This window comes from Paraburkholderia podalyriae (assembly GCF_014397785.1).
Lineage (GTDB): Bacteria > Pseudomonadota > Gammaproteobacteria > Burkholderiales > Burkholderiaceae > Paraburkholderia > Paraburkholderia podalyriae.
The window spans coordinates 128,606-141,343 of sequence record NZ_VZQQ01000018.1 but is presented as its reverse complement, the minus strand read 5'-3'; the positions used below and the strand labels follow the sequence as shown (position 1 = coordinate 141,343).

At 63.2% G+C, this 12,738-nt stretch carries 13 protein-coding genes; 12 read left to right on the top strand and 1 reads right to left on the bottom strand.

Features of this window, described 5'->3' with window-relative positions:
* The 3 genes from F6X42_RS22165 to phaC form a co-directional block, all read left to right on the top strand.
* Positions 1 to 260 (top strand): electron transfer flavoprotein subunit alpha/FixB family protein (locus F6X42_RS22165; protein ID WP_222945670.1); only part of this gene is annotated, 260 nt, incomplete at its 5' end.
* Positions 261 to 343: 83 nt separating this feature from the next.
* Positions 344 to 814, top strand: coding sequence for a MaoC family dehydratase (locus F6X42_RS22160; protein ID WP_187636240.1), 471 nt, complete (start codon positions 344 to 346; stop codon positions 812 to 814).
* A gap of 13 nt (positions 815 to 827) precedes the next feature.
* Positions 828 to 2,570 carry a class I poly(R)-hydroxyalkanoic acid synthase gene (gene phaC, locus F6X42_RS22155; RefSeq protein WP_187636239.1) on the top strand — a complete coding sequence of 581 codons (1,743 nt, stop codon included), beginning with the start codon at positions 828 to 830 and terminating at the stop codon, positions 2,568 to 2,570.
* Positions 2,571 to 2,663: 93 nt separating this feature from the next.
* Here phaC and F6X42_RS22150 read toward each other — a convergent pair whose 3' ends face one another.
* Positions 2,664 to 3,665, bottom strand: coding sequence for an AraC family transcriptional regulator (locus F6X42_RS22150; protein WP_187636238.1), 1,002 nt, complete (start codon positions 3,663 to 3,665; stop codon positions 2,664 to 2,666).
* 241 nt (positions 3,666 to 3,906) lie between these two features.
* Here F6X42_RS22150 and F6X42_RS22145 point away from each other — a divergent pair, with 241 nt between their 5' ends.
* The 9 genes from F6X42_RS22145 (at position 3,907) to F6X42_RS22105 (ending at position 12,734) form a co-directional block, all read left to right on the top strand.
* On the top strand, positions 3,907 to 4,962 hold the full coding sequence (locus F6X42_RS22145; protein WP_187636237.1) for a beta-keto acid cleavage family enzyme: 1,056 nt from the start codon (positions 3,907 to 3,909) through the stop codon (positions 4,960 to 4,962).
* Positions 4,963 to 5,119: 157 nt separating this feature from the next.
* The gene (locus tag F6X42_RS22140) at positions 5,120 to 6,442 is read left to right on the top strand and encodes an MFS transporter (RefSeq protein WP_187636236.1); all 1,323 of its coding nucleotides are present in this window, start codon (positions 5,120 to 5,122) and stop codon (positions 6,440 to 6,442) included.
* Positions 6,443 to 6,549: 107 nt separating this feature from the next.
* Positions 6,550 to 7,530 (top strand): quinone oxidoreductase family protein, encoded by a 981-nt coding sequence (locus tag F6X42_RS22135; RefSeq protein ID WP_187636235.1) that lies wholly within the window; start codon positions 6,550 to 6,552, stop codon positions 7,528 to 7,530.
* A gap of 10 nt (positions 7,531 to 7,540) precedes the next feature.
* A complete protein-coding gene (locus F6X42_RS22130) occupies positions 7,541 to 8,389 on the top strand; it encodes a TauD/TfdA dioxygenase family protein (protein ID WP_187636234.1) in 849 nt (282 codons plus the stop codon).
* An 18-nt stretch (positions 8,390 to 8,407) separates the two neighbouring features.
* Positions 8,408 to 8,974 (top strand): RBBP9/YdeN family alpha/beta hydrolase, encoded by a 567-nt coding sequence (locus tag F6X42_RS22125; protein WP_187636233.1) that lies wholly within the window; start codon positions 8,408 to 8,410, stop codon positions 8,972 to 8,974.
* A 32-nt stretch (positions 8,975 to 9,006) separates the two neighbouring features.
* Complete coding sequence (locus F6X42_RS22120; protein ID WP_187636232.1) at positions 9,007 to 9,363, top strand: Rieske (2Fe-2S) protein; 357 nt, start codon at positions 9,007 to 9,009, stop codon at positions 9,361 to 9,363.
* A gap of 49 nt (positions 9,364 to 9,412) precedes the next feature.
* Positions 9,413 to 11,038 (top strand): 3-(methylthio)propionyl-CoA ligase, encoded by a 1,626-nt coding sequence (locus tag F6X42_RS22115; RefSeq protein WP_187636231.1) that lies wholly within the window; start codon positions 9,413 to 9,415, stop codon positions 11,036 to 11,038.
* 139 nt (positions 11,039 to 11,177) lie between these two features.
* On the top strand, positions 11,178 to 12,323 hold the full coding sequence (locus F6X42_RS22110) for a porin (protein ID WP_187636230.1): 1,146 nt from the start codon (positions 11,178 to 11,180) through the stop codon (positions 12,321 to 12,323).
* Positions 12,324 to 12,353: 30 nt separating this feature from the next.
* A complete protein-coding gene (locus F6X42_RS22105; protein WP_187636229.1) occupies positions 12,354 to 12,734 on the top strand; it encodes a BON domain-containing protein in 381 nt (126 codons plus the stop codon).
* The last annotated feature ends 4 nt before the right edge of the window (positions 12,735 to 12,738 follow it).

The following is a 12,738-nucleotide window of genomic DNA, read 5'->3' as shown; positions in this document are numbered from 1 at the left end:
GCGCCTCGCGCGCGGCCGTCGACGCGGGCTTCGTGCCGAACGACTATCAGGTCGGCCAGACGGGCAAGATCGTCGCGCCGCAACTGTACGTCGCGGTCGGCATCTCGGGTGCGATCCAGCACCTCGCGGGCATGAAGGACTCGAAGGTCATCGTCGCGATCAACAAGGACGAAGAAGCGCCGATTTTCAGCGTCGCCGATTACGGTCTCGTTGGCGATCTGTTCGCCGTCGTGCCGGAACTCGAGCACGCTCTGGGCTAACCGCATCCAGCGGTGAGATCCGGTCCCCATGCGTAGTACGCATCCAGCACAGGGCAAACACGTGCCCAGCAAGTGGAACAATCATGAATGAGCTTAACGGATACGATTTCGAAGACCTGCGACCGGGCATGAGCGCCCATTTCGCCAAGACCATCACGGAGGCGGACATTCTGCTGTTCGCGGGCGCGTCGGGCGACATCAACGCGGTTCACATCAACGAGCAGTTTGCGCAAACGACACCCTTCAAGGGGCGCATCGCTCACGGGATGCTGACCGCGAGCATCATCTCCGCGGCAATCGCGGGGCGGCTGCCTGGCCCGGGCACGATCTACCTCGGTCAGAACCTGCGTTTCAAGGCGCCGGTTCGACCCGGCGACACCGTTCAGGCCGAAGTGACCGTCAAGGAACTGATTCACGACAAGCGCCGCGTGGTGCTGTCCACCGTTTGCACGGTCGGCGGCAAGGTGGTGATCGAAGGCGACGCCGTGGTGATGCCGACGTCGTGCGCCGACCGTGTCGAGGCGAGCGCGGCTTGCGCCGCCGCCAACGGATGACAGCGAGTTCGCCATGAGAATGCCATTTAGCATGCCACACGAGTTCTCCACGGGCTGGGTCAACGCCGGCTTCGATTTCTGGCGCATTTCGCCCGTCATGGATGGACACGCGACGACGGTGCTCGACGCCAAGCGCGCTGACATCGACACCAACGGGCTTGTCGCGCGAGGCACCATGACGCACGCGAGCACCCAATACCTGCAACAGCAGGCGGAACTGTGGGGCGACGCCGTCGCCGGACTGATCGGCGCGCGGCCGGCAGTGAAGTCGGTCGCCGAGCCCGAGCACGGAGACCGGCGGTTTCACGCCGACGACTGGTCCAGCAACGGCTGGTACAGCCTTCTGAAACAGAGCTATCTGATCAATGCCCGGGCGCTCGCGGAACTCGTCGAGGCGAGCACGCTCGATGAAAAGGACAAGCACAAGCTGCGCTTTTTCACGCGTCAATTCATCGACTTCGCGAGCCCCGCGAATTTCGCCGTGACGAATCCCGAGGTCATCCGGGCGGCGGTGGAATCGGGCGGATCGAGTCTGCTCGCGGGCTTGACGCAACTGCTCGACGACCTGGGCAACGGCTCGATTTCGATCACCGATCAAAGGGCGTTCGAAGTGGGCCGCAGCGTCGCCACATCGAGCGGCGCGGTGGTCTTTGAAAACGATCTGTTGCAGCTGATCCAGTACGCACCGCTGACGCCGAAGGTCGCCGCAAGACCGCTCGTGATCGTTCCTCCGTGTATCAACAAGTTCTACATTCTGGATCTTCAGCCGGAAAATTCCTTCGTGCGCTTCGCTTGCGAGCAGGGGCTGACCGTGTTCGTCGTGTCCTGGCGCAATCCGCAGCAGGACATGGCGCAGACCACATGGGACGCCTACCTCGAGGATGGCGTGATGCAGGCGATCAGCGTCGCGCGAGCCATCAGTGGGGCCGACAAGGTCAACGCATTGGGCTGGTGCGTGGGCGGCACGATGCTGTCGTCGGCGCTGGCGATCATGCGTGCGAACGGCGAGGACCCCGTGGCGAGCCTGACGCTGTTGACGGCGCTGCTCGACTTCAACGACCCGGGTGATCTCGGCGTCTTCATCGACGAGCAGGGTGTGTCGCTGCGCGAGCGGACGATCGGTGGTGGCGGGCTTTATCCCGGGCGCGAACTCGGCTTCGTATTCCAGTCGCTGCGTGCCAACGATCTGATCTGGCCGTATGTCGTGAACAACTACCTGAAAGGCAAAACCCCGGCTGCGTTCGATCTGCTTTACTGGAACGCGGACACGACCAATTTGCCCGGCCCGATGTACAGCTACTATCTGCGCAATATGTACCTCGAAAACAGTCTGTGCGTGCCGAACAAACTGACCTGTTGCGATACGCCCGTCGATCTCGGCAACATCGATATGCCGAGCTATCTGATGGCGGCCGACGAAGATCACATCGTGCCGTGGCGATCCGCGTATCGATCGACGCAGTTACTGGGCGGTCAAACCGAGTTCGTGCTGGGGGCAAGCGGCCATATCGCGGGCGTGATCAATCCGGCGTCGAAGAACAAACGCAGCTACTGGACCAACGATACCTGCGACGAGAATGCCGACGACTGGCGCGCAACGGCGGTTCAGCGGCGCGGTAGCTGGTGGAATCACTGGATAGACTGGGTCAAACAGCATTCCGGCGAACAGATCGAGGCGCGTGCGAAGCTCGGCAATCGAAAGTACAAGACCATCGAGAGCGCGCCGGGCCGGTATGTGAAGCTTCGTGCCGCATGACCGGATGGCCATGGCGCGTACCGCGTGAACGGAGGGTGATGTTCAGTGCATCACCCTCCGTTTTTTTGTCTTCACTTGCGGCGCCGCGCCTCATCATTTCGAATGGCTCGCGCGCCAGTGGCGCGGCGTCATGTGGAAGCGAGACACGAACCAGTTCGTGAACGATCCCTGTTGCGCATAGCCGAGAAGCGCGGAGACCCGTCCGATCGGATAGCTGGGATTGCTCATGTAGCGCACGGCAAGTTCTCCGCGGACTTCCTCCACCTGATCCGAGAAGCTGGTGCCGGCCGAATTCAACTGGCGTTGCATGGTGCGCACGCTCAGACGCAAATGACGGGCAACCAGCTCGGCGTTCGCCTGCTCGAGCGGCAGCAGCAGGTAGATCGCCTTGCGCACTTCGAGCGCGGCCGATTCCGCACCGGTCACGTTCAGCGGAGACGCAAGGCTCTCCGCATAGCGCACGAGTTCAGGGTCGGCTAGTGGATTCGGGTAGTCGAGATCGGCGCTCGCGCAAACGAACCCGTTGAAGTCGCTGCCGAACTCCAGCGGACAGCCGAAGAAGCGCCGATGAAACGTCAGGTCCGCGGGCGCCGGGTGCGTGAAATGGACCTCGCGCGGTTTCCAGAACTTGCCGAGCAGCGCGCTGGAGTGCCGCGCGAGGACACCGAGCGCCAGCTCGATCGCCTGCGTTGTCGGGGTACCCGGTTCGACGACGAGTTCCTCCCGAATGGTGACCGTTTTGTCCGCGTCCTCGACATGGACCGCCAGCGCTTCGTTCAGCAGATGACGGTATTGGGCCGCAGCCAGCAGCACTTCGCGCAGCGTGCGTTTGTGCGCGAGCAGGACATTGACCACGCCGCTGCCGAAGGTCTGCCGCGTTTCCGCCATTTGCAGCGCGAAAGTTGGGCAGGAGGCCTTTTCGGCCGTCATTTCCAGCAGCCGGCAGCAGGCGGCGATCGGTACACGATCGTCCGGATTCGCGAGCGCGCCGGCATCGATGCCGGCCTGTTTCGCGAGCTCGACCGGATTCAGTCCGAGCCGTCGCGTCACTTCGAAATAGCCGCTCATGGCTACCGACGTCACCCTTGTTTCCATCGTGGTTTCTCCGGACGCATTCACATGCGGGGTCATTTTCTTGTCATTAAACGCTTGCTTCGCGCACAGATTGGTGTTAACGCGAAGTGGCACGAATGGCTAAAAGGATGGCGCCCAATCATAAAAGTGTAGCGTGCGATTGCCGTATCGTGGGTACATGGCGTTCGAAATGTTCCAGCGAATTTCAAGCGACTTCGCGACATCGGAACAGCGTCACCCCAAACTGGACGGAGGCAAACAAATGCAGTTTCTCGACGATTCGCTGCACCCTGAGAATCAGGACAAGGTAGTCATCACAACGGCGCCGTACGGCCCGGAATGGATGCCCGAGGACTTCCCGGAAGACATCCCCGTCACCATGGACGAGCAGATCCAGAAGGCCGTCGATTGCTACAACGCCGGCGCCACGGTACTGCACCTGCATGTGCGTGAACTGGACGGCAAGGGCTCGAAGCGCCTGTCGAAGTTCAATGAACTGATCGCGGGTGTGCGTGCCGCGGTGCCCGACATGATCATTCAGGTCGGTGGCTCGATTTCGTTTGCACCGGAAGATGAAGGACAGAGCGCGAAGTGGCTGTCCGACGACACGCGCCACATGCTGGCCGATCTCGAACCGAAGCCCGATCAGGTGACGGTCGCGATCAACACCACGCAGATGAACATCATGGAGCTGCTCTATCCGGAGTATCTGGAAGGCACCTCGCTGTCCAACCCCGCGTTCATGACCGCCTATAGTGAAATGACCGTTCCGGCTGGCCCCGCATGGGTCGAGGAGCACCTGCGCCGCCTTCAGGCTTCGGGGATCCAGCCGCACTTCCAGCTCACCGGCATCCACGCGCTCGAAACGCTCGAGCGCCTCGTGCGCAAGGGCGTGTACAAGGGACCGCTGAACCTGACGTGGATCGGTATCGGTGGCGGCTTCGACGGCCCGAATCCGTTCAACTTCTTCAACTTCGTGCATCGCGCGCCGGATGGCTGCACGCTCACCGCCGAGTCGCTGCTGAAGAACGTGCTGCCGTTCAACATGATGGCGATGTCGATGGGCCTGCATCCGCGCTGCGGCATCGAGGACACGATCATCGACCAGCACGGCAAGCGCTTCACGTCGGTGCAGCAGATCGAGCAGTGCGTGCGCGTCGCGCGTGAACTGGGGCGCGAGATTGCCACTGGTAAAGAAGCGCGCGAGATCTATCGTATTGGTGTGCAGTACGAGACGATCGACGAGACGCTCGTCGCCAACGGTATGGCGCCGAACCGCCAGGCCGGCGTCAGGAACATGCCGCTGCGCGCGGCGTGATCGCCGGGAGCCCGGACCGACGCGTAAGCCGAGGCCGGGCTTCACGGATAGCGCTCCCCGGCGCATAGCGGGGAGCCGGTAGCGGAATCCATAACAGGTCGTTGGCCCTCGCGGGCAAGGCGGCCGCCAGGGCGTCAGACAGGAAGGAGACAGAACCATGCTGATTCAGCATGCTGGGCCCACGACGGGCGAAGTTTCGGCAGCACAGACGGGCGTGCGCGCTTATGCGTGGGTGGTGTTTGCGTTGACGGTCGGGTTGCTGCTTTCCGACTACATGTCGCGGCAGGTATTGAATGCCGTGTTTCCGCCGCTCAAGGCCGCATGGCATTTGTCCGACGCGCAGCTGGGTTCGCTCAGCAGCGTGGTCGCGCTGATGGTCGGTGTGCTCACGTTTCCGCTGTCGGTGCTCGCCGACCGCTGGGGCCGTGTGAAGAGCATCGTGCTGATGGCGGCGATGTGGAGTCTCGCGACGGCGGGCTGCGCGGTCGCGACGAGCTATGGCCAGTTGCTGCTTGCGCGTGCCTTCGTCGGTATCGGCGAAGCGGCCTACGGTAGTGTCGGCATCGCGGTTGTCCTGAGCATTTTTCCGGTGCGGCTGCGCTCCACGCTGACCGGCACCTTCATGGCGGGCGGCGCATTCGGCTCGGTGCTGGGCATGGCCCTCGGCGGCGCGGTGGCGGCTCACCTCGGCTGGCGTTCGGCATTCGGCGCAATGGCGGCGATGGGGATCGTGCTGGTCGTGATCTACCGCCTGGTCGTCACCGAAAAGCGTCTCGTGCAGCTGCAGCCGGCGAGCGTGACGAGGCAGGCGCAATCGCGCGGCGTGTGCATGAGCCTGCGCGCGCTGATGCGGGGACTGTTCTCGACGAAGTCCGTGGTGTGCGCTTATGTGGGCAGCGGCCTTCATCTGCTGGTTCCCGCCGCTGTGTGGGCGTGGTTGCCGAGCTTCCTGAATCGCTACTACGGCATGGCCACCGGCAAGGCCGCGATGTGCGCAGCGGTGTTCGTGCTGATAACCGGGGTGGGTATGGTGGTGTGCGGAAACCTCGCTGACCGGCTCAGCAAGAACGCCCGGGAACGCAAATGGGTCGCCGCGATCGCTTTCTGCCTCGCCTGTTTCGTCCTGCTCGCGATTGGCTTCCAGATGCCCGCGGGGCCGTGGCAACTCGTCGTGATCGGTGCCGGCATGTTCTTCTGCGCCGGCGCGAGCGGCCCGTCGGGCGCGATGGTGGCGAACCTCACGCCGCCGACGATTCATGCCTCGGCGTTTGCGACCCTGACGCTCGCGAACAACCTGCTGGGCCTCGCGCCGGCGGCTGTCCTCACCGGCATTGTCGCCGATCGGATCGGGCTGCTGGGTGCGTTGCAACTGGTGCCGTTCGCACCGCTCGTCGCGGCTGCCGCATTCATGATCGGCAAACGGAACTACTCGGGCGACCTGGATCGTCTGAACACCCTGCGTGAGCAGGCCGCACGCTGACATCGCAGCGCGCCGCACGGACGACGTGGTGAACAGAACCCGTCACTGCGCCGCGGGCGCAACGAACTCTGCAGATTGCAGATCTTGTAAAGAATTGGAGATTCAACATGGCAAAGGCAGTTCGCTTTCATGAAACCGGTGGTCCCGACGTCCTGCGCTACGAGGACGTCGAAGTGGGCAACCCCGGCCCCGGACAGGTTCGCCTGCGCCATCAGGCAGTGGGCCTCAATTTCGCCGACACCTACTTCCGCAGCGGCCTGTACCCGGTCCCGCTGCCCGCAGGGATGGGCGTGGAGGCCGCGGGCGTGGTCGAAGCCGTTGGCCCGGACGTGACGAACGTGGCAGTGGGCGATCGTGTGACCTACACGGGCTTTATCAACACGCTCGGCGCGTATAGCACCGAACGCCTGATTCCGGCTGCGCCGCTGATCCGGCTGCCCGATGCGATCGACTGCGAAACGGCGGCCGGCATGACCATGCGCGGCCTGACCGCCGCGTATCTGATGCGCCGCATTCACGACTTCAAGGTGGGCGACACGATCCTTCTGCATGCCGCCGCCGGCGGTGTCGGCCTGATCGTTTCGCAATGGGCGAAGCTGCTGGGTCTGACCGTGATCGGCACGGTTTCGACCGAGGCCAAGGGCGAGGTGGCCCGCGCGCACGGCTGCGATCACACCATCAACTACAGCCGCGAAGACGTCGCAAAGCGCGTACGCGAACTGACCGATGGTGTCGGCGTGAACGTGGTGTTCGACAGCGTCGGCAAGGATACCTTTGAGGCCTCGCTCGATTCGTTGAAGCGCCGCGGTCTGATGGTTTGCGTCGGTACGGCTTCCGGCCCGATTCCGCCGTTCAATCCGCAACTGCTGGCGATGAAGGGCTCGCTCTATCTGACCCGCCCGGCGCTCGCGGACTACATCGCCGACCCCGCCGAGAAGAACGAGCTTGCCGGCGAAATCTTCGAACACATAGCATCGGGACGCATCAGCATCGAAGTCAATCAGCGTTATGCGCTCGAAGATGCGGCGCAAGCGCATCGGGATCTGGAATCGCGTAAGACGACGGGTTCGTCGGTCTTCGTGATCTGAGGAGCTAGTCATGCGAGTCGAACAATTGACGTACTCGATCGGCGCCGAACTGACCGGGGTGAATCTCGCCCATGCGATCAACGACGATGGCCTGTTTGCCCAGATCCGCTCTGCGCTGCTGAAGCACCGGGTTCTGTTCCTGCGCGACCAGGACATCACGCGCGCCGAACACCTGGCGTTTGCGCGCCGCTTCGGCGAACTGGAAGACCATCCGGTCGCGGGCAGCGATCCGGAGCATCCGGGTCTCGTGCGCATCTACAAGACCCCGGATCAGCCCAACGACCGCTACGAAAACGCGTGGCATGCCGACGCCACGTGGCGCGAAGCGCCGCAGTTCGGCGCCGTGCTGCGCTGCGTGGAGTGCCCGCCCGTCGGCGGCGACACGATGTGGGCGAACATGGTCCTCGCCTATGAGAATTTGCCGGCGCACGTGAAGACGCAGATCGCGGACCTGCGCGCGCGCCACAGCATCGAGGCGAGCTTCGGTGCCGCGATGCCGATCGAAAAGCGGCTCGCGTTGAAGGCGCAGTTTCCGGACGCCGAGCACCCGGTCGTGCGCACGCACCCGGAGACGGACGAGAAGGTGCTGTTCGTGAACGCCTTCACCAGCCATTTCACGAACTATCACACGCCCGAACGCGTGCGTTTCGGACAGGACGCGAATCCGGGCGCGGGCGATCTGCTGCGCTATCTGATCAGCCAGGCGTACATCCCGGAGTACCAGGTGCGCTGGCGCTGGCAGAAGAACAGCATCGCGATCTGGGACAACCGCAGCACGCAGCACTATGCGGTGATGGACTACCCGCCGTGCCATCGCAAGATGGAACGCGCCGGCATCATCGGCGACAAGCCGTACTGAACTAGCAGGTAGCTTCCCATGAATTACGAATTGAAACCGACCATTCTGATGGTCCCGGGCCTGCGCGACCACGTCGCGGAGCATTGGCAAACCCTGCTGCAGCAACGGCTGCCGAAAGCGCTGTCGGTGCCGCCGCTCGAGCACGACAAGCTCAGTTGCGCGGCACGCGTCGCGGCGCTCGATGCCGCGCTCGCGAGGATCGACGGCCCGGTGATTCTGGTCGCGCATAGCGCGGGCGTGATGATCACCGTGCATTGGGCGGCGCAGCACAAGCGCGAGATTCACGCTGCGCTGCTCGCGGCGCCCGCGGACCTCGAGACGCCGATGCCGGCGGGCTATCCGGAGCTGGATGCGCTCGAGCAGAACGGCTGGTTGCCGATTCCGCGCAAGCCGCTGCCGTTCCCGAGCATCGTCGGTGCGAGCCGCAACGATCCGCTCGCGCGGTACGAGCGTGTACAGGACATGGCTCAGGACTGGGGCAGCCGCTTCGTCGATCTCGGCGAAGTGGGGCACCTCAACCCCGCTGCGGGCTTTGGCGAATGGCCGATGGCGGAGACGTTGATTCGCCGCCTGGTACTGATGTGACGCGGCCCGCGCCGGATCAGAAGGAGTCTGGGATGTCGCGTCAGAGCGTGGTGGGTGTTGCCGGCGAGCTCGCGCCGGGCCAGCGCAAGCTGGCCTTCATCGAAGGCCGCAGCATCGTGCTGTTCAACATCGAAGGCACGCTTCACGCCATCGACAACGCATGTCCGCACAACGGGGCCTCGCTCGCGAGCGGAAAGCTGGAAGGCTGCATGTTGCGCTGCCCGGCGCACGGTTTGCGGTTCGACGTGCGCACAGGCTGTATGCCGGGAACAGGCGGATTGAGTGTGACGACCTTCCCGGTCGGAATAGTGGATTCAAAGGTGGTGGTGAGTCTCGACGAGCAGAACGCGACGCCCTCGCAGGCGCGAGCCGGCAGCGCGACAACGTAGGACGGCCAGGCCGCCTACGAGACGCCACAACCAATCAGGAGACGGAAAGATGCAAGGCTTGATGATGCAGCAGTCGCTGCTGGTCTCCGCGCTGCTCACGCATGCGGAGCGCCATCACGGCGAACAGGAAATCGTGTCGCGACGCGTGGAAGGAGACATCCATCGTTATTCGTATCGGCACCTCGCGCAGCGCGCGCGCCGTATGGCCAACGCGCTGTCGACGCTCGGCGTCGGCCAGGGCGAGCGCGTCGCGACGCTCGCGTGGAACGGCTATCGCCACATGGAGCTCTATTTCGCGGTGTCGGGCTCCGGGTCCGTGCTGCATACGCTTAACCCGCGACTGCACGTCGACCAGCTCGCGTACATCATCGAGCATGCGGAAGATCGTGTCGTGTTCTTCGACCTGACCTTTCTGCCGCTGATCGAGAGCGTCGCGCCCCGGGTGAAGAGCCCGAAAGTATTCGTGGCGATGACCGATCGCGCGCACATGCCGCAAGCGAACGACCTGACCGGCATGCTGATGTGCTACGAGGATCTGCTCGAGCTGCAAGACGACGTTTTCGAATGGCCGCTGCTCGATGAAAACAGCGCGTCGTCGCTGTGCTACACGTCGGGCACCACCGGCAATCCGAAGGGCGTGCTGTATAGCCATCGTTCGACCGTGCTGCACACCTACGCGGCGGCGCTGCCCGATTCGCTGAACTGTTCCGCGCGCGACGTGATCCTGCCGGTCGTGCCGATGTTCCATGTGAACGCGTGGGGACTGCCCTACATCGCCTGCATGGTCGGCGCGAAGCTGGTGTTTCCGGGGCCGGCGCTCGACGGCAAGTCGCTCTATGAACTGATCGAAACGGAACACGTGACGCTGTCGGCCGGCGTGCCGACCGTGTGGCAGGGACTGCTCACGCATGTCGATGCGATGGGCGGGACCTTCTCGTCGATGCGACGCACGGTGATCGGCGGCGCGCCGTGTCCGACCGCGATGACCGAGGCGTTCCAGAAGCGCCATCGGGTCGAGGTGCTGCACGCGTGGGGCATGACCGAATTGAGCCCGATCGGCACGGTCTGCAGCTTCAAGGCGCATCAGCAGTCGCTGCCGATGGACGATCAGTACAAGATTCAGGCGAAGCAGGGACGCGCGCTGTTCGGCATCGACATGCGGATCGTCGACTCCCACGGTAATGAATTGCCGTGGGACGGCGAGAGCGCTGGCGATCTGCAGGTGCGCGGTCACTGGGTCACGCTGCAGTACTTCGGCGCCGACGTCGAGTCGCCATTGTGCGACGGCTGGTTTCCGACCGGCGACATCGCGACGATCGACCGGCACGGCTTCATGCAGATCACCGATCGCAGCAAGGACGTGATCAAGTCGGGCGGCGAATGGATCAGTTCGGCTGCGATCGAAAACGTCGCTTATCTGCATCCGGAAGTCTCGACTGCAGTGTGTATCGCCGCACGGCATCCGAAGTGGGACGAACGGCCGCTGCTGCTGGTCGTGAAAAAGCCGGGCAGCGAGCTGACCAGCGACGAACTGCTGTCCTTCTTCAACGGCCGGGTCGCGCGCTGGTGGACTCCCGATGCAGTGGTGTTCGTCGACACGGTGCCTATCGGCGCAACAGGCAAGGTCCTGAAGAACCAGTTACGCGATCAGTTCGGCAACTACTACCTGCCCTGACGCGCGGCTCTCGCAGCAACGCAGTTCGAATCACGCAACAAGGCGACCGGGTGAACCCGGCGCTCACATAACCACCAACCATCTTGAAGCGACCGCAGCATCGGCTTTTGCGCCACCGCCGGTACGCGAAGGAGACACAATGAAGTTGAAGTCAAGTAGCGCTATCGTGTTGGCCATTTTCGCCACCGCGGCTCATGCGCAGTCGTCAGTGACGCTTTATGGCGTAGTCGATACCGGGCTGCTGTATCAGAGCACATCGGCGGCTACTTTTCTGCCGCACGCGCCGAACACGGGCAAAATTTATCAGCTGAAGGACGGCGGCATCTATTCGAGCTTCTGGGGTGTGAAGGGAAGCGAAGACATCGGCGGCGGCTACAAGGTCAACTTCAAGCTGCAGGGTGCGTTCAACACCGCGAACGGCAAGTTCGGGCTGTCCGACACGCCGGGCGTTACCGCGATCTTCAACCAGTACGCGACGGTCGGCGTATCCGGGCCGTTCGGTACCTTCGACGCTGGCCGGCAGATCGTGCCGATGATCTACGCGATGGCGGAAACCGACGTCCGCGGCGCGCAGTATTTCGGTAGTATTCTGACCGCGTGGCTGGGCGTCAATCAGGCGGCCGGCTGGCCCGGCACCAGCACGAACGCGCCGATCGGCGCGCTGTACGACAGCAACGCGCTCGTCTACAACTCGCCGAAATTCCATGGCGCGTCGCTCGCGCTCGAGTACGCGCCGGGCGGCGTCGCCGGTCAATTCCAGGGCGGCACGCGCGAGTCGGCCGTGCTCAAGTATTCGAACTACGGTCTGAATCTGTCCGCGTTGTATTACAACGGCCACGATACCAACCCGTACCCGATCACCTACCCGGCGGCGCCCGCTATCCCGGCGACCGGGCTTGCGAACAACCGTTTCTACTATTTCGGTGCGATGTACACGATCGCCGGATTTTCGGTGTCGGCCTCGTACGGCGCCGGCAAGAACCCGGCCCATAGCAACACCGCGGACTTCGAAATGATCTCGGGGGGCCTCGGCTACCAGATCAATCCGCGTTTCAAGATCACGTCCGGGTACTACTACCTGAAAGACAAGAACAACTCGGCGAACCATTCGAGCGAAGTCGCCGTGGGCGCGGAATACAACCTGTCCCAGCGCACAAGGGCGTACGCGCAAGTGGGTTACGTCGACAACAAGGGGACCATGAACCAGACCATCGTCTATGGCGCCCCGGTTGCGCCTGGCGTGTCCACCACGGCGGCCATGATCGGCATCCGTCATAGCTTCTGATTACGTCATCTATAACAACTGGAGTATTCGATGAAAAGCATTCAGGCACGCGCGTTGGCGATTGCCACATTGATTCTGGCCGCGTCCGGCAACGCATGGTCGCAGCCGGCGGCCAGTGCACCTTCGAGCATGCCGGGCGCATCCGCGGCTGAAGCTAACGCCGCATCGCCCGTCAGCGAAAGGAAAGCCAATCGCGCGCTGCGTCGGCAGGTGTATGCCGCCATCGGCAAGCACAAGGAGATCAGCGCCGGCAATATCGGCGTCACCGTAAAAGGCGGTACGGTGACGCTCAATGGCACGGTCACCGACGCTTCGCAGGTCAATCAGGTCGCGGAGATCGCGAAAGGCGTTGCTGGGGTGACTTCGGTGACCAACAAGCTGACCGTGCAAAAACCGTTGGGTGGAATGTAAAAGA